The 25,239-nt window shown below is 63.3% G+C and carries 24 protein-coding genes; 11 read left to right on the top strand and 13 right to left on the bottom strand.

Going from position 1 to position 25,239, the window contains the following annotated elements; genetic code table 11:
* Positions 1-127: 127 nt before the first annotated feature.
* From DFR67_RS14690 to DFR67_RS14705, 4 genes are all read right to left on the bottom strand, one after another.
* The gene (locus tag DFR67_RS14690; protein ID WP_245937959.1) at positions 128-643 is read right to left on the bottom strand and encodes an MTB12 C-terminal domain-containing protein; all 516 of its coding nucleotides are present in this window, start codon (positions 641-643) and stop codon (positions 128-130) included.
* Between the two features lie 209 nt (positions 644-852).
* Positions 853-1,635, bottom strand: a complete 783-nt coding sequence (locus tag DFR67_RS14695; RefSeq protein ID WP_110470250.1) for an enoyl-CoA hydratase — start codon at positions 1,633-1,635, stop codon at positions 853-855.
* An 8-nt stretch (positions 1,636-1,643) separates the two neighbouring features.
* Positions 1,644-2,819 carry an acyl-CoA dehydrogenase family protein gene (locus DFR67_RS14700; RefSeq protein ID WP_110470251.1) on the bottom strand — a complete coding sequence of 392 codons (1,176 nt, stop codon included), beginning with the start codon at positions 2,817-2,819 and terminating at the stop codon, positions 1,644-1,646.
* Positions 2,803-3,804, bottom strand: coding sequence for an acyl-CoA dehydrogenase family protein (locus DFR67_RS14705; protein WP_110470252.1), 1,002 nt, complete (start codon positions 3,802-3,804; stop codon positions 2,803-2,805). Before DFR67_RS14705 ends, DFR67_RS14700 begins: the two co-directional genes overlap by 17 nt.
* Positions 3,805-4,006: 202 nt before the next feature.
* On the opposite strand from DFR67_RS14705, the gene DFR67_RS14710 reads away from it, so the two are divergent.
* The 3 genes from DFR67_RS14710 to DFR67_RS14720 are packed head-to-tail and all read left to right on the top strand — an operon-like array spanning position 4,007 to position 6,654.
* Positions 4,007-4,663, top strand: a complete 657-nt coding sequence (locus DFR67_RS14710; protein ID WP_110470253.1) for a TetR/AcrR family transcriptional regulator — start codon at positions 4,007-4,009, stop codon at positions 4,661-4,663.
* Positions 4,664-4,707: 44 nt separating this feature from the next.
* The gene (locus DFR67_RS14715; protein ID WP_110470254.1) at positions 4,708-5,529 is read left to right on the top strand and encodes an acyl-CoA thioesterase; all 822 of its coding nucleotides are present in this window, start codon (positions 4,708-4,710) and stop codon (positions 5,527-5,529) included.
* 48 nt (positions 5,530-5,577) lie between these two features.
* Positions 5,578-6,654, top strand: coding sequence for an NAD(P)H-dependent amine dehydrogenase family protein (locus DFR67_RS14720; protein ID WP_110470255.1), 1,077 nt, complete (start codon positions 5,578-5,580; stop codon positions 6,652-6,654).
* Here DFR67_RS14720 and DFR67_RS14725 read toward each other — a convergent pair.
* Positions 6,651-8,096: a class I adenylate-forming enzyme family protein gene (locus DFR67_RS14725; protein WP_110470256.1), complete on the bottom strand. Its 1,446-nt coding sequence runs from the start codon at positions 8,094-8,096 to the stop codon at positions 6,651-6,653. The two genes, DFR67_RS14720 and DFR67_RS14725, sit on opposite strands and share 4 nt — an antisense overlap.
* A gap of 52 nt (positions 8,097-8,148) precedes the next feature.
* Here DFR67_RS14725 and DFR67_RS14730 point away from each other — a divergent pair, with 52 nt between their 5' ends.
* Together DFR67_RS14730 and DFR67_RS30525 are read left to right on the top strand one after the other, a co-directional pair.
* A complete protein-coding gene (locus DFR67_RS14730) occupies positions 8,149-8,913 on the top strand; it encodes an SDR family NAD(P)-dependent oxidoreductase (RefSeq protein ID WP_110470257.1) in 765 nt (254 codons plus the stop codon).
* Positions 8,914-9,161: 248 nt separating this feature from the next.
* Complete coding sequence (locus DFR67_RS30525; RefSeq protein WP_158539966.1) at positions 9,162-9,308, top strand: hypothetical protein; 147 nt, start codon at positions 9,162-9,164, stop codon at positions 9,306-9,308.
* Between the two features lie 2 nt (positions 9,309-9,310).
* Here the strand turns inward: DFR67_RS30525 and DFR67_RS14735 are convergent, their stop codons facing one another.
* The 5 genes from DFR67_RS14735 to DFR67_RS14755 form a co-directional block, all read right to left on the bottom strand.
* Entirely contained in the window at positions 9,311-10,096 is a 786-nt protein-coding gene (locus DFR67_RS14735; protein ID WP_110470409.1) for an enoyl-CoA hydratase/isomerase family protein, read from the bottom strand.
* A gap of 95 nt (positions 10,097-10,191) precedes the next feature.
* Positions 10,192-10,959: an enoyl-CoA hydratase/isomerase family protein gene (locus tag DFR67_RS14740; protein WP_110470258.1), complete on the bottom strand. Its 768-nt coding sequence runs from the start codon at positions 10,957-10,959 to the stop codon at positions 10,192-10,194.
* A 2-nt stretch (positions 10,960-10,961) separates the two neighbouring features.
* Entirely contained in the window at positions 10,962-12,050 is a 1,089-nt protein-coding gene (locus tag DFR67_RS14745; protein WP_110470259.1) for an acyl-CoA dehydrogenase family protein, read from the bottom strand.
* On the bottom strand, positions 12,037-12,942 hold the full coding sequence (locus tag DFR67_RS14750) for an acyl-CoA dehydrogenase family protein (RefSeq protein WP_110470260.1): 906 nt from the start codon (positions 12,940-12,942) through the stop codon (positions 12,037-12,039). Before DFR67_RS14750 ends, DFR67_RS14745 begins: the two co-directional genes overlap by 14 nt.
* Positions 12,920-14,341, bottom strand: a complete 1,422-nt coding sequence (locus DFR67_RS14755; protein ID WP_110470261.1) for a class I adenylate-forming enzyme family protein — start codon at positions 14,339-14,341, stop codon at positions 12,920-12,922. Before DFR67_RS14755 ends, DFR67_RS14750 begins: the two co-directional genes overlap by 23 nt.
* A 161-nt stretch (positions 14,342-14,502) precedes the next feature.
* Here DFR67_RS14755 and DFR67_RS14760 point away from each other — a divergent pair, with 161 nt between their 5' ends.
* The 6 genes from DFR67_RS14760 (at position 14,503) to DFR67_RS14785 (ending at position 21,710) form a co-directional block, all read left to right on the top strand.
* Positions 14,503-15,543 carry a ferredoxin--NADP reductase gene (locus DFR67_RS14760; protein ID WP_110470262.1) on the top strand — a complete coding sequence of 347 codons (1,041 nt, stop codon included), beginning with the start codon at positions 14,503-14,505 and terminating at the stop codon, positions 15,541-15,543.
* Between the two features lie 614 nt (positions 15,544-16,157).
* A complete protein-coding gene (locus tag DFR67_RS14765; RefSeq protein ID WP_110470263.1) occupies positions 16,158-17,114 on the top strand; it encodes an ABC transporter permease in 957 nt (318 codons plus the stop codon).
* A complete protein-coding gene (locus tag DFR67_RS14770) occupies positions 17,111-18,013 on the top strand; it encodes an ABC transporter permease (RefSeq protein WP_110470264.1) in 903 nt (300 codons plus the stop codon). Before DFR67_RS14765 ends, DFR67_RS14770 begins: the two co-directional genes overlap by 4 nt.
* Before the next feature lie 97 nt (positions 18,014-18,110).
* Entirely contained in the window at positions 18,111-19,649 is a 1,539-nt protein-coding gene (locus tag DFR67_RS14775; RefSeq protein WP_342766734.1) for an ABC transporter substrate-binding protein, read from the top strand.
* A 29-nt stretch (positions 19,650-19,678) separates the two neighbouring features.
* Positions 19,679-20,686 carry an ABC transporter ATP-binding protein gene (locus DFR67_RS14780; protein WP_110470266.1) on the top strand — a complete coding sequence of 336 codons (1,008 nt, stop codon included), beginning with the start codon at positions 19,679-19,681 and terminating at the stop codon, positions 20,684-20,686.
* A 4-nt stretch (positions 20,687-20,690) separates the two neighbouring features.
* Positions 20,691-21,710 (top strand): ABC transporter ATP-binding protein, encoded by a 1,020-nt coding sequence (locus DFR67_RS14785; protein WP_110470267.1) that lies wholly within the window; start codon positions 20,691-20,693, stop codon positions 21,708-21,710.
* Positions 21,711-21,832: 122 nt separating this feature from the next.
* Here DFR67_RS14785 and DFR67_RS14790 read toward each other — a convergent pair whose 3' ends face one another.
* From DFR67_RS14790 to DFR67_RS14800, 3 genes are all read right to left on the bottom strand, one after another.
* Complete coding sequence (locus DFR67_RS14790) at positions 21,833-23,086, bottom strand: cytochrome P450 (RefSeq protein ID WP_110470268.1); 1,254 nt, start codon at positions 23,084-23,086, stop codon at positions 21,833-21,835.
* 51 nt (positions 23,087-23,137) lie between these two features.
* A complete protein-coding gene (locus DFR67_RS14795; RefSeq protein ID WP_110470269.1) occupies positions 23,138-24,217 on the bottom strand; it encodes a phosphotransferase family protein in 1,080 nt (359 codons plus the stop codon).
* A gap of 173 nt (positions 24,218-24,390) precedes the next feature.
* Complete coding sequence (locus DFR67_RS14800) at positions 24,391-25,215, bottom strand: SDR family oxidoreductase (RefSeq protein ID WP_425451287.1); 825 nt, start codon at positions 25,213-25,215, stop codon at positions 24,391-24,393.
* Positions 25,216-25,239: the final 24 nt, after the last annotated feature.

Consider the following 25,239-nt stretch of genomic DNA (forward strand, 5'->3'; position numbering starts at 1 on the left):
ACTATACCCCAAAAAATGCGATTGTGTCGAATGTTTGTTCGAGTTCGAGTGGATCGCCGGACAGACGTCAGGGCCGACACTCCCAAAAGGAAGCGCCGGCCCTGATCGTGCGTCTTGGACTAGTGGATCAGCATCCCGGAACTGCAGCGCCGGAGCCCTGGACAGCGAGGATGGTGCAGAAGGTCACACCGGCGACGACCCAGGTGCCGTCGACGAGCACGGCTTCGCCACTCTGGTCGGGCAGGCCGGGGCTGTCGCCGACGTTGAGATCCCAAGTGACAAGAGCTTTGTCGGGACTTTCGAGGGTGACCTCTTTGACTGTCGCAGACGTGCCGGCCGCCTGGGGATTCGCAGTCATGCCCTGCAACACCGGTCCGAATACCGCAGAGTTCTCGACGTACTTGGATCGTTCTTCGATGGGCGCCTTGCCGTCGAAGAACGTCTCGTATGCGGTGGTGACCGCTTCCGTGACCGCTGGGTCGGCGGCGGCCGCGGTGCTGGAAGCCATAGCCGATGACGTCGCAGCGGCGGTCGACGACGACGAACTGTCGCTGCTGTCATCACTACAACCGGCAACAAGGCCGACCAGCACGGCTGCGCATGCGCCCGCCGTCAGAGCCCTACGGACAATTTGATTACGCATGACGTGAGTCCTTTCTCGTGGACAGAAGATCCGACCACTCGTGTCAAAGCTGCATCGCCCGTCGACATCGGGACCGCGGCGATCGAGACTGGTAATTGCATTCTCAAAAGGATCGTACGACACTCTCGCAAGAGCGATACGCGAATGGGGAAATGCACTGACCAGCATTTTCGAGCCGATCCCGAGCATCGGACAGCGATCTGCCCCGGCTACTCGATCTTCGACTTCATCTCGTCGAATCGGGCGAGTACCGGGTAGCCACTGACGCTCAGTGCGTTGCCGTGCCCGGTCTGGTGAATGTCGAAGACCGATTGGATCGCGGCATAGAAACCTTGGACGTCGAGAGTCTGGTTGACTGCCCGCTTGGCTTGACGGAGACCAAAGGGCGGCATACCCGCGATGTGAGTGGCCAGTTTCGTCACCTCTGTATCCAGCTGATCTCGCGGCACCACGCTGTTCACCATGCCCACCTGCTCGGCCTCGCCGGCGGTCACCGGACGACCGGTGAAGAGGATCTCCTTGGCCTTACGTGGGCCCAGTTCCCAGGTGTGCCCGTGGTATTCGACTCCTCCGATCCCCATCAACACCACCGGGTCGGAGAACAGCGCATCATCTGCGGCGACGATCAGATCGCACGGCCAGCACAGCAGCAGGCCACCAGAGATGCAGCGTCCCTGCACTGCAGCGATCGACGGCTTGGGTACATTCCGCCAGCGCAGCGAGTACTCCAGGTACCGACGACTTTCCACCTCGTAGAGCATTTCCAGGGTGATCTTGTCGGGAACCGGACCAGTTCCCCTGATGTCATGCCCGGCCGAGAAATGCTTGCCCTCGGCGCGCAGGACGATCACGACGACCTCGGGATCGGCCGCCGCCTTCATCCAGGCCTCGTCGAGTTCGTCTAGCAGCGAATGGTTTTGGGCGTTGGCGGCTTCCGGACGATTCAACGTGATGGTCGCGATCTTGTCCGCGACCTCATACAGGACGTTCATCGTCCGCCTCAGCTTCTCGGTAGGCCGAGCACGCGTTCGGCGATGATGTTGCGCTGCACCTCGGACGTCCCGCCGGCGATGGTCCCGGCGAAACTGCGCGCGTAGCGCTCGAACCAACTGGTGCTGAAGTGGTCGTTGTCGAGCGGCAATGCGGGAGCAGTCTGAGCGGGATGACCGAGACCGCCGGCGCCGGCTGTGTCGAGGGCGGCCTCGGTGGCGGTCTGCACCGCTTCGGAACCGAGCACCTTGAGCACGGACAACGCCGCGACGTCGTCCTTGCCTTCCGCCGCCCGTGCCAGAGCGGAAGACCCCATCAGATTGAGAGCCTTGGCATCCATCAACATGGTCGCGTACCGATCGCGGTCCAAGGGACCCGTGGGGTGGAAATCGGCGATCAGATCCTGCAGCCGGTCGGCAAAGCCGAGCCACAACAGGTTTCGCTCGTGACCGAGCGATCCCGAAGCGACACCCCAGCCGCCGTTGAGCGGGCCGACCAGGTTGGCGGCCGGCACTCGCACGTCGTCGAAGAAAACCTCGTTGAAGTCGAGATCGTCCTTGCCGCAGATGGATCCGAAAGGACGGCGCGTGACACCCGGCAGATCGGTCGGGATCAGCAGCACGCTGATGCCCCTGTGCTTGGGTACATCCGGGTCAGTCCGGACAAAGGTCAGGAGTACATCTGCATCATGCGCGCCGGAAGTCCAGATCTTCTGACCGTTGACAACGAAGTCGTCGCCTTCGCGTACCGCGCGCGTCCGGAGGGAGGCGAGGTCCGAGCCCGCCCCGGGCTCACTCATACCCAGCGACGCGGTGATCTCACCGCGCAGTATCTTGGCGGCCCACTCCTGCTTCTGTTCATCGGTGCCGAACGACAAGATCGACGCAGCGATGATGCCGAGGCCCTGCGGGTTGAAGCTGTGGTAGATCCGGCGGCGCGACAGCTCACGCAGGTGCACGTACTGCTCCAGAATCGACGCATTGCGGCCGCCGAACTCAGGAGGATTGCCCGGCAGCAACCAGCCGTGGTCGAACTGAACACGCTGCCACCGGCGCGCCCACTCGGGCATGTCCGAACTCGACCGGGCACGTTCGACCGTCTCGGCTTCCGGCGGTACATGCTCGTCGAGGAATGCGGCAAATTCCGCGCGGAACGCCTCGAGTTCGGGATCAAATGTCAACTGCATGTCGCTCCTCGAAGATCTTGGCCCGATGTTCTGCGGCACCACCGAGTAGTAATTCACCTGCTTTGGCACGCTTGAGTGCGAACTGCAGGTCGTTTTCCCACGTGAAGCCCATAGCTCCGAACAACTGCAGCCCGTGCCGGAACACCAGCGACTGACATTCCCCGGCAGAGGCTTTCGCCATCGATGCCGCAACGACGCAGTGCTCGTCATCTCCGGCCGCAATGGTCAGAGCCGCGTAGTAGGCAAGCGCTCGTGCCCGCTCGATGGCGACATGCATGTCGGCGGCCTTGTGCTTGACGGCCTGGAACGACCCGATGGCGGCGCCGAACTGCTGTCGGTTCTTGACGTGGTCGAGAACCATGTCGAGGGTCCGCTGACACGCACCGATCATCGTCAGCGCGAGACCGGTCAGTGCGACCGGCAAGGCCAGCGCGGGATCGACGTCGACCCGGTTCTCACGCGTGACACGAACCCCGGAAAGTGAGACCTCGGCGACGTGCAGCAATGGGTCGAAAACCGGGGTTCGCGTGGTCATGACGTCTGCTCCGCGAACGATGAACGTCCCGGCTGCTGTCACCACCGCGATCCGGTCGGCGCGGTCACCGTCGAGTATGTGCGAGGCGGTGCCCTGAAGAATCCAGCCGTCGTTGTCCGGCCGGGCACTGATCCCCGAGTAGACCGCGGCGCCGGCGGCGCCGTCGAGCGCGTATCCGGGCGCCAGTGGCGCGAACTGCGTCATCGTCGCCAGGTAAGGAGTGGGGTCGGTGCCGCGTCCGAGTTCCTCGAGAACTATGCCCAACTCGACCATGTCGGCGCGGTCGGTGAACTCTGTCCAACCCTGTTTGTTGTACAGCTTCCACAGAGCATCGGGGTCGACACCGCCGTCCACGACCGCCCGTGCGAATGCGGGTGAACATTCCTTTGCGACCACATCGCGGACCGTGTCGCGCCACAGGCGCTGGTCCGAGTCGAACTCCATCAGCATGACAAGTTGGCTCCTTCCACCGCGTGCGGACGCGGTACAGCGAGAATAGCATTCTCCTCTTCAGCGAGTCCGAGTCTCAATTTCTGTACCGAACAGTGGAACGTACCGACTTTTCAGTGCCTTGGTCCGGTAGAGTGCCAGCCATGTTCTTTACACTTGGTCGCGTTCACGCGTCCGAAAGCGCCGCGGGGCCGATCACATCGTGACCAGTCCCAGCGAAGAGCCGGCCTGGAAGCAACGCGCGGTCGAGCGGTCGATAAAGACGGCGAAGGTCCGCGCCGAGCAACGGGTTCAGAAGTTCCTCGACGCCGCACAAGCGATCATCACCGAGAAGGGCACCACAGAGTTCACGGTGCAAGAGGTGGTTGATCGGTCGCGTCAGTCGTTACGCAGCTTCTATCTGCAGTTCGACGGAAAGCACGAACTTCTGCTCGCGCTGTTCGAGGACGCACTCGGCCGGTCGGCCGATCAGATCCGCGCCGCAGCGGCCGGGCAGAGCGACCCCGTCGACCGCCTGGAGGTGGCCGTCCAACTGCTCTTCGAGCTGTGCCGACCTGATCCCGATGCCAAAAGGCCCCTGTTCAACGACTTCGCGCCGCAACTCCTCCTCACCCACCCCGCTGAGGTGAAGATCGCACACGCTCCACTGCTCGCCCTGTTCACCGAGCTCATGGAGCTTGCTGCCGAGGCCGGAGAACTCCGAGCCGACGCCCACCCGAAGAGGACCGCGTCGATGATCATGCAGACAGTGATGTTCATCGCACAGTCCAGCGGCGGAGCTTCGGACGCCACCGTGCAACCGATCAGTTCGGAGGAAGTCTGGCGCTTCTGCGTTGAGGGTTTTGCCGTTCGCAAGTAGAAGAACCGTGTTCTCAATGTGAAGAATCGTGCTTACATACATGTATGGCCGATTTATGGAGCAACCTTCTCGACTGCCTCGAATTGAGTCCGTCCGGCGACCTCGGAACGGGCGAGAGCACCACTGCCGGCTTCGAGGGCCGCAATCTCGATCTCGAATACCACCGTCTCTTCGGCGGACAACTGCTTGCACAGTTCGTCGAGGCCGCCAGGTCGGTGTGCCCCGACAAATCCGTGAAGTCGATGCACTCCGTCTTCAGCAAGGAGGGCAGGGCCGACGGCCCCGTTCACTACGAGGTCGCGCGGCAGCACGAGGGCCGCTCTTTCGCGAGTCTCCTGATCACCGCCCGTCAGCCGCATGGCGTCATCGCCTCGGCTGCCGTCTCGATGCACGTCCCCGAAGGCGGCCCGGAGCTGCAGGACATCGCCGGCCCCGGTGAACTCCTAACGGAAGCCGACCGGACTGACTTCAGCCTCATCCCCTGGGAGATCCGTACAACCGGCGACCTCAACAGCACTGCGGCGTCACCGCCTCAATTCGAGTTCTGGATGCGTACGCCGCAGGTCGACGCAGAGCTGGCCCCGGCGCTGACCGCCTACGCCACAGACCTCAACGTCATCGGGACCGCCCTGCTGCCGCTCGAGGGATACAGCCAGACGGGCAACGGCACCGCGTTCAATTCTGCGGTGACCACCCACACGGTTTGGTACCACCAACCTTTCCGCACGGACGACTGGCTTCTCGTCCGCCAACACAGCCCACTGCTGACCGGCAGTCGCTCCTTCGGACGCGGCGACGTCCTCACCGAGGACAACCGGCTCGTGGCGTCTTTCGCCCAAGAAGCACTGGTGCGCATCCGACCCTGACCCGCACTGGTCACAGAAGTACTGTCCGGCAACTGATTCGAGGTACCCATGACTTCCACCACAGATGCTTCTCCGAGCATTGCGGCCATCAACACCCGCCCCTACCGCGTAGTGCAGTGGGCGACGGGAAACATCGGCACCAAGTCGCTTCGCGGCGTGATCGAGCACCCTGCACTCACTTTGTCCGGGGTGTACGTGCACAGCCCCGAGAAGGCGGGCGTCGACGCGGGCGATCTCTGCGGGGCCGGCACGTCCGGAGTGGTCGCCACCAACAGTCTCGACGAGATCGTCGCCCTCGCCCCGGACTGCGTCCTCTACATGGCCGCCAAGCTGGACCCTGACGAGGTGTGTCGCCTTCTCGCTGCCGGGATCAACGTGGTGACCACCCGCGGAGAGTTCCACCATCCGGCCGGCATGGCCCCCGAGCTGCGAGCCGCAGTCGAAGACGCCTGCCATCGCGGGAACACCTCGATCCACAGCACCGGCAGCAGTCCCGGTTTCATCACCGAGGCGATCCCACTGGTGTTGACATCGATCCAGCGCCGATTGGATCACATAACGATCGACGAATACGCCGACCTGTCCAGTCGTGACTCACCGGAACTGTTGTTCGACATCATGGGCTTCGGGCAGGCGCCCGGGGAGTTCAGCGAAGAACGCCTCAGTCACGCGCGCAACAGTTTCGGCCCTTCGCTGCGCCTGGTCGCTGATGGGATCGGACTCCCCCTTGATTCCATCGAAGCCGCAGGCGAGATCGGTCTCGCGAGGGCTGACACCGAGATCGCTGCGGGCGTGGTGAAGGCCGGAACCGTGGCTGCCCAACGCATCAGCGCCATCGGGATGCGAAACGGTGAGGCACTGATGCGCTTTCGGGCCACCTGGTACTGCACCGATGACTTCGATCAGGATTGGGAGCTGTTGTCCACCGGTTGGCGGGTCACCGTCGAGGGTGATGCACCGCTCGAGGTCGACATCAAGTTCCCGATCAAGCTGGAGGACATGGCGGCCACGACACCGGGCTATACCGCCAATCGGGCGGTCAACGCCGTACCTTTCGTATGCGCGGCGAGCCCCGGTATCCGTACGGCGACCGACCTCCCCCAGATCATCGCCGCCTTCGGCTAGGCCGGATTCTTCTCCAGCTCGGACACGAGATTGCGCCGAAGGAGTTTGCCTGTTTCGGTTCGTGGGAGATCGCTGTGGAAGACCACGGCGTCTGGCGTCTTCGATGATCGAAGTCGATCTCGGACGTACTGCTTGATCTCGTCGACGTCGCCGCTTCCCACCACAACGGCGACGATTCGCTGACCCCATTCCGGGTCCGGCACACCGATGACGGCGGCCTCGCTGATGGTCGGGTGGGCGTGGAGGACGTCCTCGATCTCGGCGGGTGCGATGTTCTCCCCGCCGCGAATGATGGTGTCGTCGGACCGGCCCTCGATGTACAGGAATCCCGCTGCATCGAGGCGCCCCAGGTCACGCGTGGCAAACCAACCGTCGGCATCGAGCACACTACGTCCGCCGTACTCTCCCGAGATCTGCTCGCCGCGCACGAATACCAGTCCGGTCTCGCCGTCAGGAGTGGCGACGCCCTCCTCATCGCGAATCAGGATCTCGATCCCGGGCAACGGCCGCCCGACTGAACCCAGGCGGTCACGCACGGTCGGATCGTCTGACGCGATCGCCTCCCGGTGATCCTCGGGTCCCAGCACCGCGATCGACGAGGCGGTTTCGGTCAACCCGTAGGCATTGACGAAGTTGGTGTCCGGGAACAGCTGCAGGGCTCGCTCGATCACCGGACGCGGGGTGCGAGCACCACCGTAGGCAAGGCTCTTGACGAAAGGCTGACCAACGTCGGCATCAGTGGTCGCCTCGACGATCCGGGCCAGCATGGTGGGCACGACCATTGCATGGGTGACCTTCTCCCGACGTACCGTCTCGATCCACTGCCGCGGTTCGAAGGCGTCGAGATAGACCACCCGACGACCGCTGTACAGGTTCGACAGAAGGTTCGTCAGGCCGGCGATGTGGTACGGCGGAACCGCCACCACGGTCGCGTCTTCCGCTGCTGCAGAGGAGAACTCAATTGTGTTGAGTACGTAGGCGAGCAGATGACGATGCCGCAGGATTGCCGCCTTGGGCGCGGCCGTCGTGCCACTGGTGTAGATGATCACCGCGACGGCATCGCCGTCGTAGTGCGCCGCCGGCCGGTCCGCATCCTCCATCGGATCCTTGCCGGCGAGCGAATCCAGCCACGGACCCACAGGTTCCTGGCCGAGCACTCGCGCGCCCGGATGGCGCTCCCGCAGCGCTGCCAGCTGCGATTCGCCGAGGCGATAGTTGAGTGGGACGAACGGAACACCGGCCATCGCAGCACCGAACAGTGCCACCGGGTACGCCAGATCGTTCACGCCTGTGTAGAGAACCGCGGGGTATCCGTCGAAGTCGGTCGCCGCGCGGCGGGCGAGGTCGAGAACTTCGGCAGCGCTGCGTGAGCGCCCACCGGCTGTCACGACGGCCCGATCGTCGGCCGACGCTGCCATTTCCAAGATCATCGTGATATTCATGAGAACATGATTCTCTCAGATTGAGATCATCAATTGCAAGAAGGGAAATGGCATGGAGATCAAAGGCAATTCCGTCATCGTCGTCGGAGGCACAGGCGGCCTCGGCGAGGCAACAGTCCGCCGACTGCACGCAGCCGGGGCCAAAATCGTCGTGGCCGACGTCGCCGACGACAAGGGCAAGGCCCTCCAGGACGAACTCGGCATCAGTTACGTCCATACCGACGCCAGCGATGAGGATTCGGTCAATGCGGCCATTGCCGAGGCCGAATCCCTCGGTCCGTTCCGAGCCAGCATCGACTGCCACGGCGGTCCCGCAGGCGGCGGGCGCCTCGTCGGCAAAGACGGCAGCCCGATGGCGCTGGACGCGTTCACCAAGACCATCACCTCCTACCTCACCTGGACCTTCAACGTCACCCGCCTCGCCGCTGCAGCCCTCGCCCGCCAGGAACCCCTCGAGGAGAACACCCGGGGCGTCATCATCAACACCGCCTCGATCGCCGCATACGAAGGTCAGATCGGCCAACTCCCCTACGCAGCAGCCAAAGGCGGCGTTGTCGGCATGAATCTCGTCGCCGCTCGCGACCTCTCGCCCCTGGGCATCCGCGTCATGGCCATCGCACCGGGCACCATCAACACCCCCGCGTACGGCAAGGCAGCCGAGCAGCTCGAAGCCTACTGGGGCCCACAGGTCCCCCACCCGAAACGGATGGGCAACTCCACCGAATACGCCTCACTCGTCGCCGCCATCATCGAGAACGACTACCTCAACGGCGAGGTCATCCGCCTCGACGGCGCCCTCCGGTTCCCTCCGAAGTAGTAACGGGCCCGCGCGATCGGCAACAACGGAGGCGGGCCTGCTCATCGCCACAACACCACGTCGCCCGGTATCGGATCACCATCCGACATCGGGCGATGTGCTGTCGGCGAGAACGGAACAGCCGGACTTGAAGAATCACATTTCGGTTTGACAGCAACCTGGTTCGCTGCTTGTATCTTCTGAAGCAGTGATTCACGCCACAGTGTGGTGTCACGAGTTGATCAAGTCACCCTCCCGAGGAGAGCGAAATGTCGCCCGCACCAAGTGCCAAGGTGTCCGTCCCCAGCGCGGTCGAACGCCATTCCTTCCTGTTGCTGACCACAGCTGCCATCGTCGGCGTCGCACCGCTGATGATCTCGGTACCGATGGCCCAGCCCGACCGGGCCCGTATCTGACTTCAGATCGCCGATGGAACGTCGGCGGGAACCCAACTCGGTTCCCGCTTCTCCATGAAGGCGCGCATACCCTCCCGCAGTTCCTGCGAGGTGGCGAGTGAGCCGAACATCGTCTGGGTGTCGATCAATCCATAGCGTTCGTTGAGCATCCGCTTCACATGAGCACGCGCCTGCGGAGCGGTTCGCAGTACCTCGCGCGCCGCGGTCAGCGCCGCACCTCGCAGATCATCGTGGGGCGACACGCGGGTGATCACCCCGAGCCGCAACGCCTCGGCCGCGTCGAACCGACGAGCGGACAACATCAGATCTCGGGCAACCGCGACCCCCACGTGTGCCGGCAGCATGGCTGCATAGAAAGCGTCAGGAATTCCCCGCAACAATTCGGGAACCCGAAAGACCGCACGGTCGCTGGCAATCGCGATGTCAGACATCATCGCCACCAACAGACCTCCGCCCTGGCAGATTCCATTGACAGCCGAGATGACCGGCGCCCTACTGTCTCGTATCGCCAGGAACGGCAGGACGTCATTTCCCAGCCCTTCCGGGAGGTTGTCACCCGGTTCAGCCCGCCCGCCGAGGTCGCCGCCGGGAGCGAATACATCGCCTGTTCCCGTGATGATGAGGGCGGCGAGGTCAGGATCCGTATTGACGAGCTGGACAGCTCTTTTCAAGCCGAAGTACATGGCAGGTGTGAACGCGTTCCGCGCCGCCGGCCGATCAATCGTGCACCATCCGATCGACCCGTCGCGCTCGAATCGCAAACCGCCCGCACCCAAATCGTCGGTCATTCGCTGGCCCATCTGTTGGTGGATGCCCACAGCGGGCCCCTGCGGCGGAGCTGACTTACCGATGTGCTCGCCGCAAGGACCCGCCTGGGTGGTCGTCAGTTCTTTTTCGCGGTGAGTTTTGCGATGTTCCGCTGGAAGTCGTCGGTGGTGAACGACTGGTGCTCGGCGCTCATCGCGAAGTCGAGGGTGGCCAGCACGGCGCGCTCGAGATGCAGATTCAGCAGCCGCTTGGTGGCCTCGACGGCCTGCTGCGGCTGCTCCGAAATGCGCTTGGCACAGGCCATTGCCTCCGACAGGGGATCTGCGGCAACGTGATTGGCAAGGCCGATCTCACAGGCCCTCTCAGCCGAGATTCGCGCACCGGTCAGTGCGTATTCCTTGGCGAGCAGAAGGCTCGTGTGCAGCGGCCAGGTCACCGGGCCCCCGTCGGCCGCGACCAAACCCACTTGCACATGAGGATCGGCGAGGTACGCGTTCTCGGCGATGTAGACCATGTCGCTCAGCGACACCAGGCTGCAACCCAGACCCACGGCCGGTCCGTTGACCGCTGTCACCACCGGGACCCGGCATCGAGCCATCCCCAGCACGATCTCGCGGCCATGCGCGATGGTCTTGGCACGCAGCTCCTCGTCTTTGGCCAACTCCGCGAGGTACGTGAAATCTCCGCCCGCGGAGAATGCCTTACCCGCCCCGGTCAGTACAGCTGCCCGGGCGCCGCGATCCTCGCTCAGTTGCGGCCACAGTCGGGCCAGACCGGTGTGCAGTCCGTCGTTGACGGCATTGAGCGCATCCGGCCGATTCAGCGTGATGATGCGCAGCGAGCCGTCAGCCTGGACATCGATCTCGTCAGGCATGTCGTACATGGTCAAACTCCCAATCCTAGAATTCGTGAAGCGATGATGTTCTTCTGAATCTGCGACGTGCCACCCATGACACTCTGGGCGCGGCTGTAGAGATAGGCGCTGAGCAGTTCTGGATCCTTCGTCCCGACCACATCCAGCGCCGCATGACCGACAGCCTGCTCCACCCAGGTCATCAAGAGCTTGTCCAGTGAACCGTCCGAGGTGTGCTGCACGCCGTCGAGCTGCTCGGACAACCTGCGTCGCACATGCAACCGCAACATCTCCGTTTCGACTGCCGCCCAGGCAAGATCAGCGGACGGCTTGCCCTCGGACTTCGCAGCGATCTGGTTGACGAGTTTGCTGTAGCGAGCGGCGAAACCGAGAGTGGACGGTTCTCGTTCGTGCCCGACCACGGTCATGGCCAGCTTCCAACCTTCGCCCGGCGCCCCAACCATGTTGGCGGCAGGGACCCGCGCACCGTCGAACAGCACCTGCCCGAACTCGGTGGTGACGCCGCTGATCATCTTCAGCGGGCGTTGTTCGATTCCCGCCTGCTTCATGGGGACGATGAAGCCCGATATGCCCTTGTGCCGAGCCACTTCTTTGTCGGTCCGGGCCAGCAGCAGACACCAATCCGCATTGTCGGAGTAACTTGTCCAGACCTTGTGGCCGTGCAGAACATAGTCGTCCCCGTCGCGGGTGGCCGTTGTGGTCAGCGAGGCAAGATCAGACCCGGCGCCGGGCTCGGAGAAGCCCTGACACCACCGCTCGGTACCGTTGATCATGCCCGGCACGAACCGCTTTCGGATCTCGTCGCTGCCGTGGTGGCCAAGACCGACAACCAGGTAACCCAGGCTCGGCCGCGGCGGGAACGCCGCACGAGCCAGTTCCTCGTCGAGTATCACATCGTAGACCGGCGCAAGGCCCTGGCCGCCATACTCTTTCGGCCAACTCAGGCCAAAGAAGCCGGCCTCGTACAGGGCGCGGTGCCATTCACCCATGCGGGTGAAGTACTCGTCTCCGGAGGTCGCAAACGTACCTTTTCGCTCTTCGAGCCAGGCACGCATCCGGTCACGGAACGCGGCCTCGTCGGGTGTATCACGGTAGTCCAATGTGGATCTCCTCCAGGCTGACTGGGAACAGTTCGGTGGATGTCAGCGACCGTCGCAGGTACACGTGCACCAGGCATTCCCAGGTGTTTCCGATACCGCCGTGTACCTGTATCGCCGTCTCGCACACCGTTCTGGCGGTGCGAGCGCAGTAGAGCTTCGCGATCGTGGCAGCCTTGATCGCCTCTTCAGGCTCTAGCTCATCGACGGCCCAGGCCGCGTGGCGCAGGACGCTGATCGAACCCTCGATCAGCGCCAGCCCCTCGGCCAGCAGATGAGCGACCGCCTGATACGAGCCGATCGTGTTCCCGTATTGCTCACGGATCTTGGCGTACTCGACCGCCGTGGCGTGCGCGCCCCGGGATGCGCCGACGAGTTCGGCGCAGGTGGTCACCAGCGACAGTGCGTGATGGCGCTGGGTCTGCTCTTCCGTGAGCTCCCCGAGCGACTTCGCCGCACCCGCAACAGGTGCACTGCGCCTCGTCAGGTCGACGCCCTCGACAGCGAGGCCGAGATCAACTGCGTTCACGTCGTTGCCGTCGAGCACCACTCCACGATCGAACCCGCGGGCATCGAAGGCCGCGCCATCGACGACCATTGCGTACCTGTGCGGACCTTCGGCGACATGTCGCAACGCGTCGTCCGCGAGCACCGGTCCCACGAATGGGACGTCCACCAAACCGCGAGCGAACTCCTCGACGACAATGGCGACCTCGACGGCCGATGCTCCGTCGGACCGGAGGTCTCTCCAGCCTGTGCTGTCGACCACCTTCTCCAGTCGGACGATGCGGGTCTCGTCGTCGAGTTCGGAGACCGAGGATGGTCCCAGATCGTCGGCGAGTTTGGACGCGGCATCTCGCAATTGCCGCTGTTCACTGGTCAGACGTACGTCCATAGCGCTCCTTCAGCACTCGGCGCAGCACCTTGCCGGATGGCAGGCGCGGAATTTCGGTTACGAACACGATTTCTGCCGGCCGCTTGTAGGACGCGAGTCGTTCGCCGACCCGGTCCATGAGCTCGGTCGCCTCGACCGTCCCTGCGACCGCGACGGCCGCCACAATCGCTTCGCCGGTCACGGCGTCGGGCACACCGAACACGGCGCAATCAACGACCGCCGGGTGGCCGTGCAATACAGCCTCGATCTCGGCCGGGGCGCACTGAAAGCCCTTGACTTTGATCATTTCCTTGTATCGATCGGTGAGCTTCACCCAGCCATCCGCATCGATCGCACCGACGTCGCCGGTGCGATACCAGTTGTCACTGAACGCTTCGGCCCTCGCCTCGTTCGGCAGGTAGCCGGCCATCAACGACGGCGATCGGGCCTGGATCTCACCGGTTTCCCCGGTTTCGAGCTGTCTGCCGGACTCGAGATCGACCACTCGCAGCCGCACCCCGGGCACCGCACGCCCGACGCTGTCGAGACGCGCGCCACCGTCGATGGGGTTACAGGTGATCACCGGCAGTTCGCTGGCACCGTACGCGGGAACCCACGGGACGCCGGTTCTCCTCGTGATCGTCTCGGCGACGCTCGGGGTGACCGGCGTAGCACCCCACATCATGTACCGCAGAGACGACAGATCGTACGACTCCAGATGCGGGTGATCCGCGATCGCCAGCGCGATCGGCGCGACCACCATCTCGATGGTGATCCGATCGGATTCGATGTGCCGCAACATCGAGTCCAGGTCGAACCGGCGATGCAAACGAACCTGGGCTCCCACCTCGAATGCCGTCATGAGGTTGAGCAAGCCGAGGATGTGTGATGGCGGGGTGACTATCTGTGTCCGATCATCGGCGGTCAGTCCGAGGGCGCCTCGCCAGTGTCGTACCGCGGCACCGAAAGACGCGTGGGTGTGGCGCACGGCTTTGGGCATCCCGGTCGTTCCGGAGCTGAAGACCAGCACCGCGTCGGCATTCGGATTGGGTTCTTCCGGCTCGCCATCGGCGACGTACGTATCGTCGGTCTCGATCGGTTCGTCCAGATCGATCATCGGCATGAGGCCGGCCAGCAGAGCACTGTCGCCCACCGCGTGGGACACGCTGGTGACCTCGACCGCGTGCTCGATCTCGCCACGCTTGTACGCCGGACTGAGCAGTACCACCGTGGCGCCGAGCCGCCAGATGGCCCGCACGGCCACGGCGAACTCGGGCCGGTTCGACGACATGAGGGCGACCCGGGCACCGGTGGAGACCCCGCGATCGCTCAACCTCGCAGCCAGACCGGCCGTCAGGCGATCGAGCTGCCGGAGTGTGAACTCCTGCTGCTCGAACACCAGGGCAGTGGGCCCGTCCATGTGGTCATCCTCACCGGGCGCGTGATGTCGGCGCCCGCGGCAAAAGCGTCATCGATCTGATACTGAGAAGATCCTAGCTCATCTAGAAGAATGTTATTCTCATCTAGTAGAATACGAGTACCACAGACCGCAGGGTCGGCGAACCAAGAAGGAGGTGGCTCATGGCGAGGCCCCCGTTGTTCCAGCGCGCGACCGTGACGAGGATCGTCAAGGAGACCGCTGACGCCCGAACATACGTGCTCGCCCCAGAGGAAGGTTCCTTCTCCTATCGGGCCGGCCAGTTCTGCACATTCAAGGTGAATGTCGACGGGCAAGAACTGTTCCGTTCCTACTCGATGTCGAGTTCACCCGATACCGACACCGAACTCATGACCACGGTCAAACGCGTTCCCGGCGGCAAGGTGTCGAACTGGATGCACGACAACATCAGCGAAGGCGACACAGTCGAGCTGACGCGACCCGCCGGCCTGTTCTGCCTGAACGAGACGACGGTGCCACTACTCGGCTTCAGCGGCGGCAGCGGTATCACCCCGATCCTCTCTCTGGCCAAGAGCGCGCTCGCGACCACCGATCGTCGAGTACGTCTACTGTGCGCCGATCGCGATCGCGCGTCGGCGATATTCGACACCGCCCTCGATGAGCTCGTCGCCCAGTACCCCGGCCGGCTGTCGGTGACACACAGCTACGACGTCGAAGACGGGTACCTCGATGCCGCCAAGGTGCTGGCGTTCATAGGCGACGACGCCGAAGGCGATCACTACCTCTGCGGCCCCGAACCCTTCATGGCCATCGTCGAAGAGGCCCTGCCAGGACCCGGCCGAGTCTTCGCCGAGAAGTTCGGTGCCGCCGCGCAATCCATCCCCGGTGCCGAGGATCAGCCTTCGCCCGATTCCATCACACCCGCCACCGGCGCGACAGGCGCCGCCGAGTTGGGGACGGTCAAGATCCAGCTCGGACGCAAGAAGGTGGAGATCGCCCGCAAGGAGGGCGAGACGATCCTCGACAGCGCTCGCCGGGCCGGGCTGTCACCCCCCTTCTCGTGCGAGTCCGGCAACTGCGCAACCTGCATCGCCGAAGTACTCGAGGGAAGCGCGACGATGCGTGCCAACAACGCGCTCGACGACGACGAGATCGCCGACGGCATGGTCCTCACGTGCCAGGCCGTACCCGATACCCCGTCCATCAAGGTGCAATATGACTAGGAACTGATCGCACCCAGGCATGGCAGCACGATCCGCCGCCGCCAAACCCCAAACATGTTGCCATTGAACGCTCTTCGATGACACTCTTCGATGACCAGATGTCGAGGTTCGATTCGGCATCTGGATAATTCACCGAATCATGCTGTCGCATACAGTTGTTCACTCCTGCTCGTCGTCATATTTGTGGTGACGGCGAGTAAACATATTCGGCGAATCGCGTACATCGCGATGCCACGAGAATGCACATCGATATGATTCCCGAGACCGGAACGCGATTCCAATTATCTCGTAACATATTGCGCTACTGTAGATTTCGAGACCAAAGGGAGCGGTCACTCGCTCACAAACCAAGCGCGGCAGACGGCCTCCGCATCATAGGGCGTCGGATGTGAACACATTAATGTCGCTCAGGTCTTGCCTTTGATGTCCGTTACTCCATACAGTGGTGTCACAGCCGCTTGTCAATGCGGCGTTACTCACAACCGTTAGATGAAGCGGCACACGCCACAACCGTCGTGGAGCACAGCCCCCTCCACGCGTGTAGACGATCCTCGTAGCCGATGCGAGGCGTCGAAGTTCTCAGCCCCATCGTGCAGGACGAAAGTTGACTATCAATGCTTCTCACAGTTGCGACGCGTCTAGGACGCAGCATCGCCGTGGTCTTGTTGGTGACCATCGCGGTGGTGGCTCTGCTGAGCCTCGCTCCGGGGTCTGCGTCCGAGGTGATTCTCGGGGAGAACGCCACCCCCGAGGCAGTGGCCGAAATGGACGCGCAGCTCGGACTCGACCAGTCCATCTGGATGCAGTACTTCGACTGGCTCAAGAACGCCGTACAGGGTGATCTCGGTTCCTCACCGCTCACCAATCAATCGGTGACCGACGCAATCATGGAGCGCCTCCCGGTCACCTTGGAACTCGCTGCACTCGGCTTGCTCATCGCGCTTGCCGTCGCAGTCCTGATGGGCGTCATCTCAGCATCTCGACCCGGCTCCATGCTCGACCGCGGCACCAATGCGCTGTCGGCAGTGTTCCTCTCGGTCCCCGCCTTCATCGCCGGCCCGATCCTCATCTACTTCTTCGCCATCCAGCTCCAGATCTTCCCTGTCATCGGATGGTCGGACATCAGTGAGGGACTCGGCCCCAATCTGCAGAGTGCCTTCCTACCGGCGATCGCGATTGCCCTCACCGAAATCGCCTCGTTCCACCGCCTGCTCCGCACCGACCTGATCTCGACCCTCGGCGAGGACTACATCGCAGCGGCCCGCGCGAAGGGCATGTCGGGCACATACGTCATGTTCCGGCACGCATTCCGCCCGTCGTCCTTCTCACTGATCACCCTGGCCGGTATGAACCTCGGACGGCTCATCGGCGGAACCGTGATCGTCGAGACCCTGTTCGGGCTACCCGGCCTGGGACAGCTCATCGCCTCCTCGATCACCAACCGAGACCTGATCATGGTCCAGGGAATCGTGGTCTTCATCGCCGTCGTCTACGTCGGTATCAACACCATCGTCGATCTCAGTTACGGCCTCATCGATCCTCGCGTCAGAAAGGTGGCGGCAACAGCATGACCGACATCCTCGCCAAGAAGCCGGCCGATCCATCCGACAGCGAAGAGCTGGCCGCTCCCGCACTCGTGGTCCCGGTGGTACGCCAACGGCGATCCATCCTCGTGATCCTGTCCATCGGCTGGCTCGCCGCCCTCATCCTCGCCGCCTGCTTCGCGAACCTGCTACCGATCGCCCCGTACGAGACGCCGGTGGGTGCACCTCGCCTCGGCCCTTCGTTCGGTTCGCTCGACCTGCTGCTGGGCACAGACACTTTCGGCCGTTCCGAACTCTCCCGGATCATCTACGGGGCCCGGGTCTCACTTGTCGTCGGAACCCTCGCCGGTCTGTTCGGCTTCATCATCGGCTCGCTGATCGGTCTGATCGGCGGCTACTTCGGGCGTCATCTGGACAATGGCATCTCACTGCTCGCCGATGCGATGCTGGCCTTTCCGCCCTTGATCCTGCTGCTCGCGCTGGCATCGATACTCGAACCGAGCGCTAAGACGATCTTGCTGGGACTCACCCTCGTCGTCATCCCGGCTTTCATCCGATTGTCCCGGGCCAACGCGATGGCTTGGTCGTCACGCGAGTTCGTCCGGGCCGCCAGGAACATGGGTGCAGGACACTCCCGAATCTTGTTCAAGGAGATTCTGCCCAACGTGATCGCACCGCTGGCGGCGTACCTGCCGATCGTGATGGCCGCGCTGATCGTCGCCGAGGGTTCGCTGAGCTTCCTCGGGCTCGGCATCCCGCCGCCCACCCCGAGCTGGGGAGGGATGATCAGCGAAGGCAAAGACGCCCTCTCGACGTCGCCACATCTGGTCTTCGTTCCCGCCCTGGCCATCTTCTTCACCGTCTTCGCCCTCAATCAACTCGGCGATCACCTGCGCACCAAGTTCGACAAAACCCTTCAGCGCTGAAAGTCCCACGCACCAAGCGATCCACCCGAGCTTCACCGAGGCTCATTTTCGAGAGGTCAACATGTTCCGCCCCAGACGAATAACGCACTATCTCGCCGTGATCTTCTCCGCCGCCCTGCTCGTCTTCCTCACCGCATGCGGTGGCGGCGGCAACAGCACCGGAACATCGGCGGAGGACGAGGGCGAACCGGTTCCAGGTGGCACCCTGCGGGTCATCCAGACCGGAGAACCGCGATCACTCGACCCGGCAGCGCTCTCCAACACCTGGGCGCATCAGCCTGTTGTCGGCAACGGCCTGTACGGCACGCTGATGATCAACAACATCGAGAACTTCACCATCGAGTACAAGATGGCGACAGACTTCTCCACCACCGACAACGGGCAGACCTTCAACCTTGCCCTGCGGCCTGATCTGAAGTTCACCGACGGCACTCCGCTCGATGCGGCTGCAGTCAAGTTCAACTGGGACCGGCTCAAGGACCCCTCGCTCGGTTCGACGTCGATCCGCCAGGCCATCCAGGTCGCGAACACCGAGGTGGTCGACCCGACCAACCTGAAAGTGACCCTGGCCGCGCCGAATCCGCATTTCGCCGAGTCGCTCGTCGCGGGCGCACTCAACTGGATCGCATCCCCCGCCGCTCTGCAGAAGGGCCGCGAGTCGTTCGACCAGAATCCCGTCGGCGCAGGCCCGTTCAAACTGACCAATTGGACCCGCCAGGCTTCGATCGACATGGAGAAGAACCCCGCATACTACGACGCACCGAAGCCGTACCTCGACAAGATCACCGTCGTGACCGTCGCGGACAGCAACACCCGCGCGAGCACCATGACCACCGGCGCAGCTGATCTGAGCTCGGAGACCAACCAGGCCAGCATCAACAAGGCGCAGGCGGCGGGCCTCAAGACCGAGGTTGTTCCGACCGGCGGCGGGCAGTACATGGGCATGAACGAACGCCGTGCGCCCTTCAACGACCAGCGAGCACGCAAGGCGGTCGCCCTGGCCACCGATGTCGCCGGGCTGAACACCATCGTCTACAACGGCGAAGGAACCGTCCCGGAGACCCTTTTCGACGAGCAGTCACCGTTCTTCACCGATGTCGCACTCCAGCAGTCGAACAAGGACGAAGCGCAACAGCTCTTCAACGAGCTCGCTGCTGAAGGAAAGCCGGTGTCCTTCACGTTCCTGTCGTACCCGACCACCGAGAGCCGTACCCTCGCAGAGGGATTGCAGACACAGCTCAGTGGCTACGACAACGTCGAGGTCAAGATCGAGGTCGTCGACTTCGGTGCCGCAACTGCCCGTGCGGGAGCACGAGACTTCGACATGATCATCTCGTCGGCCGTGATCCAGGACCCGGATTTCCCGCTGTGGACCGCCTTCCACTCCAAGTCGCCCGGAAACTTCGTCGGAACAAATGATCCTGAACTCGACGCAGCCCTTGATGCCGGACGTATCGAGCAGGATGTCCAGGCACGTAAGGACTCGTACAACACCGTCCAGGAACGCATCGCCGAGATCGTCCCGGGCGTCTGGTACTCCCGAGCCATTCCGTCGGTGGTGTACGCCAAGAACGTGAGTGGTGTCGATCTCTACACCCTCGGGTCACCGTTGCCCGAGAACATCTGGATGAACTGACCGACAGCCAAAGAAAGGGCCGGATCGCCATGAACGTTGAGCCACTGCTCGAAGTGCAGAATCTACGTGCATACATCGGCACCGCACGCGGCACAGTTCGCGCCGTGGACGACGTCTCACTGACCCTCGACAAAGGGCAGGCACTCGGGATCGTCGGTGAGTCCGGCTCAGGCAAGTCGGTGATGGCACGAGCCATCATGGGCCTGATGCCACCCCGCTCGGCACGATCGGGCGTGGTGACATTCGGCGGCCGGGATCTACTGGCGCTGAGCAAGAAAGACAAACTCGAGATCTGGGGAAACCAGATCGCGATGGTGTTCCAGGATCCGGGCCGTTCGCTCAACCCCGTTGTCCGCGTCGAGCGTCAGCTCACCGAGGGCATGCGGCGCCACCTCGGGGTGGGTCGCTCCGAAGCCCATGATCGGGCACTTCGCCTCCTGCAGGAGGTCGGGGTGCCCGATCCGGAGCGGCGTTTGCGGAACTATCCGCACGAAATGTCCGGCGGCATGCGCCAGCGCGTGATGATCGCCATCTCACTGGCCTGCGAGCCGGAGTTGCTCATCGCGGATGAACCGACCACCGCGCTCGACGTGACGATCCAGCGGCAAATCCTCGATCTCCTACGCAAGGTCCAGCGCGAGCGCGACATGGCCATGATGTTGATCAGCCATGACCTCGCGGTCGTGGCCGGGAGAACCGATCGGGTGTCGGTGATGTACTCCGGTCGACTCGCCGAGGTCGGTTCGACCCGTGAGGTCTTCGATGAACCGCGGCATCGCTACACGCACGCGCTACTGGGCGCCACGCCCACCATCGATCACGCGCGACACGCACCTCTGCGGGTCATCTCGGGGTCACTGCCCGACCCCACCTCACCTCCGACCGGCTGCAGGTTCGCGCCGCGTTGCACTCATGCCCAGGACGACTGTCTGACGCCGGGGCCCGAGTTGGCGTCAGTAGGCACCGACCACAGCGTCGCCTGCCTGCACCCGGTCACCCCCACGCCCATCAAGACCTTGACCCTCTCCGGAAGGTAACACCATGGCCGGCAGCGGAAGCGCCCATCTTCGCGGCGACGAGGCACTCCTGAGTGTGCAGGACCTCGTCGTCGAATACCCGACCCGCGCGGGCACTGTGCAGGCGGTCTCTCGCATCAGTTTCGACGTCATGCCCGGTGAAACACTGGGCATTGTCGGCGAATCCGGGTGCGGGAAATCGACGACCGGACGCGCCATCCTTCGTCTCGATCGGGTGACCGCCGGTCACATCAGATTCGGCGACGATTGGATCGACAAGGTCGACGAGAAGCGCATGCGCAAGCTGCGTCGCGACATGCAGATGATCTTCCAAGATCCCGTCAGCTCTCTCAACCCACGGCGTGCGGTCAAGGAGATCGTCGTCGAGGGCATGGCGGTGGCCGGTTCACCGAAGGCAGAACGAGTCACCAAGTCTGCTGAGGTTCTCGACTCGGTGGGTCTGCCCCCTGACCGGTACTCGGATGTACTACCCCGTGCCCTGTCCGGCGGTCAGGCCCAGCGTGTGGCAATCGCCCGCGCACTAGCACTCAATCCCCGTCTCCTGATCTGCGACGAGCCGGTGTCGGCCCTCGACGTCTCCGTTCAGGCTCAGATACTGAACCTGATCGAAGACCTCAAGAAGGAGTTCGACCTCACCGTCGTCTTCATAGCCCACGACCTGGGCGTGGTGCGCACCGTGAGCGACAACGTCATGGTCATGTACCTCGGCAAGGTGTGCGAGTTCGGTGACTCCGTGGAGATCTACGACAATCCAGCCCACCCCTACACCCGGGCACTGCTCGACTCGGTCCCTCTGACCGATCCGGAGAAAGGCTTCGCCGGCCCCGCGCTGGAGGGCGATGTACCGTCGCCGTTGTCGCCGCCCACCGGTTGCCGGTTCCGCACCCGATGCCCGAAAGCGCAAGAGCGTTGCGCTGCAGAGGAACCTGAGATGCACGAGGTCAAGCCCGGACAGTTCGTGGCCTGCCACTTCCCGCTGGAGGTCGTACCAAAAGTCGCGCCGGTCCTGGCCAAGCAACTCTGACATCCACGGACCAGACGACATCAGGGGCCGGTGAGCAAACATGCTCACCGGCCCCTGATGCATTGGCTGCCAAAAGCTCACGAGCCCCGGTCAGCGAGTGCGCGCCGACCGGGACTTTCGCGTCAGGTCACATCGAACAGCACCGGAATCGCCGTGGCGCCACGCTCATACATTCCGACGAATGCGGGTTGTTCCGCGGTCTCGTCGAGTCGCAGGTTCGGCAACCGGTCCAACAATGCGTTCAGTCCAACGGTCATCTCGGCACGCGCGACATGCATACCCAGGCACATGTGCGCTCCCTGGCCGAATGCCAGAGTGGGCCGCTTCTTTCGGTGGATGTCGAAGACATCCGGATCGTCCCAGCGCTCCGGGTCGCGATTGGCAGCACCGACGCACAGATGGATCACCGCACCTTTCGGGATGTCCTTACCGAAGAACTCGATGTCTTCGGTCACGAACCGCGAGAACATCGGGTCCGTCGGCGTCCAGCGCAGGGTCTCTTCGATGGCAGCTTTCACCAGTGTTCGGTCTTCGCGCACCGCGCCCAGAACGTCGGGACGCTGTAGGAGCGCGGTGATCGTCATACCCATCTGCTTCCATGTCGTCCCCGAACCTGCCGACAACAAGAGCAAGGAGAACGAGTAGATCTCGTTGTCCGAGAGCCGCTGGGTCACGCCGTTCTCATCGGTCAACTCCGCCTGCACCAGCACGCTGATCAAGTCGTCTTGCGGCTCGCTGCGCCGCGCCGCGACGATCGGCACCAAGATCTCGATGACACGCGCCTGGTCGGTGTTGAGGCAGGCCCTGATCTCGAGCGCCTGCTCGACGGGCACGCCGAAGCTACCGGTGATCGTCAATACCGGTATGGCGGCGCAGAAATCGACGTTGAGTTCGGCGTGACCATCGGCGGAGAACGCCTCGATAAGCTCGTGTACGCACTCCTCGATCCAATTACGGATCCACCACTTGGCGTTGTTCGGCAGAAATGACGGCTGCACGAGACCGCGGTAGCGGTGGTGTTGCTCGCCCCCCATCGTCAGCATGCTGTTGTTGTGCCCGTACGACCCGGAGACCGGATCCACCGGCTCGGACGAGGAAGCGAACATCTCCGGGTTCCGGAAGGCCTCGAAGCAGGCCTCGTAGCTGAAGGCGGAGTAGTGCGGACGATCCGGAAACGGCAGGCCCTGGAAGTACAGGTTCTCGCTGTGCCCGGTGAGTTCGTGAACCGTTCCCTCGTGCACCGGCCCGGTGGTCCGTAGCTCATGCCAGATCGGATACGGGTCGGCGGCGTAGAGCCCTCCGGTCAGGGCGTTGTACGAGCTCCTGAGGTCGAACAGCTCTCGCAGGCGGGCGCGGTCAGGCGTCGTTGTGGTCATCGGGTAATCACTCTTTCGTGATGGAGGGGGCCGTGAGAGGGTGCATTCTTCTCAGTGGGGCGTCGCGTACAGATCGGCACTCAGGGCATCGTGATCGGCGGCGGCAGACCCCAGACGATGCAGGAGAATCTCGATCAGGCGCGGGTCGACGTGCGCGGTGATACCCCAGAGATAGAAGCCCCTCACGATGCCGCGGCTCAGTGAACGCCAGGCGAGATCTCGCGACGGCGGCCGGACGCCATTGGCGTCGAGGCAGTCGAGATAGTGGTCGAGCAGATCGCGCTCACTGCTTCTACGATCGGCAACGGTGAGCGCCGTCGCGATGTGCGTCCCGACGTCGACGTACCACATGCCGCGCTGAACGAGTTGCCAGTCAACCAGACTGGGATGTCCCTGCGGGTCCAGGAAGAGGTTCCCCACATGGGCGTCGCCATGGATCACGCACCAGTCAGAGGTCGCGTGCTCGGCAGTCAAGGTCGCGGCCAGACGTACGTACGCCTGCACCAGTCCCGGCGCATCGCGCACCTCGGTGGGGATCCGGAGCCCATTGGGCCCGCTGAAGTTGGCCTCGACCCGCTCGGTGATCGCTTCGACCCCCCACGCGCGCAACGCACCATCCAGGCGGGGCTCGAGCCAGTGCGCCTCCGCCCAGCGCGGGCTACCCCACGTGGATGCATGCAGGCGCGCGAACTCACCGAGGCTCTGGGCGACCTGCTCTGGTGTGAACGCGCTGGCCGCATCCAGGAATTCGCCGCCGTCAGCAACAACGTCCTCGGTGATGACCACTCCGTGTCGGGCGGTGGTGTCGTAGTCCGCGTACACACTTCGCAGCGTCTTGGCGCCGCTCTCGGGAGCAAGGTCCCGATAGAAGTACGCCTCACGCTCGCCGACGTGGCGGGCCTCTCGACCCCTGTCGCTGAAATAGCCTTTGACGCACAGCGCCTTCGACAATCCGTCAGGTACTCCGCCCGCGCATTCGATCGTGAAACGGACGTTCGTCGACACACGTTCCACTACCGGCCCCGGAACAACCCGGGTCACCTCGATCCCGGGAAATCGAGGCTGCAGCGCCGCGGTGAGCCATTGCGGCGACAGCGCCTCGTCGAGCGTGTCCGGCACCATCACGCTCATGCCGCTCCCACCCGCCGGCGCGATCGGGTCGAGTCAGGACGAACATACTTCTCGTTTGATGTAGAACATAGTTTCCGCATACACGAGAATGTAATACTGATTGCGAGAGAATGTAACCCTTTGACGGACAACGTCCGATCGAATCGCGTTGAGTGGTGGCAGCCCGCGACGCGTCAGCGATCGACGTAGAAGTCGTAGTCGAGTGGTTCGACGCCGCCGTAGGCCGACAGATCAGACACGCCATGTCCGGTGAGCACGTCGGCATCGATCAGACATTCACCGGTTTCGGCAGCACTGCGAGCCAACACCAGTGCGGCGGCATCGGCCATCACCTCGGGCTCCCGGGCGTGCGAGGCCGCTTCGGGATCCACCTGCAGGTTCTTGACGGCAGCAGTTGCGATCGTGGTCTCGGGCCACAGGCAGTTGACGGCGATACCCTGCGCTGCGAACTCACTGGCGAACCCGAGGGCGAGCACGGTCATCCCGTACTTCGAGAGTGTGTACGCGGGAAACTTCCCGAGCCAGTGCGGTGACATGTTCAGCGGTGGCGAAATCGAGAGAATATGCGCATTCGGCGATTTCACCAGATGAGGCAGCGCGGCCTGGGTCAGCGCGAACATGCCCCGGACATTGACGCCCTGCATGAGGTCATACCGTTTCAGCGGCAGGTCGGCCGTCCCGGCCTCGTTGATGACGCTGGCGTTGTGGACAACGATGTCGATACCGCCGAATGTCGATACCGCGGTGTCCACAGCACGCTGGACATCGTCGACATTCCGGACGTCGCCGACCACTCCGACCGCTTTGCCGCCGCTCTCCTGGATCTCGTCTACTGCGGTGTGGATCGTTCCGGGGAGTTTCGGATGCGGCGTATCGGTCTTGGCCAGCAGCACGATGTTGGCGCCGCGCTCGGCAAGAGCGATCGAGATGGCCAATCCGATTCCGCGACTTCCGCCGGACATCAACACAGTTCGGTTCGCGAAAGCGTCCGCGGACAAGGATTCCAGTGAGTTCTTCGCCAT

Origin of the sequence: Williamsia limnetica (assembly GCF_003217475.1) — a bacterium.
GTDB lineage: Bacteria > Actinomycetota > Actinomycetes > Mycobacteriales > Mycobacteriaceae > Williamsia > Williamsia limnetica.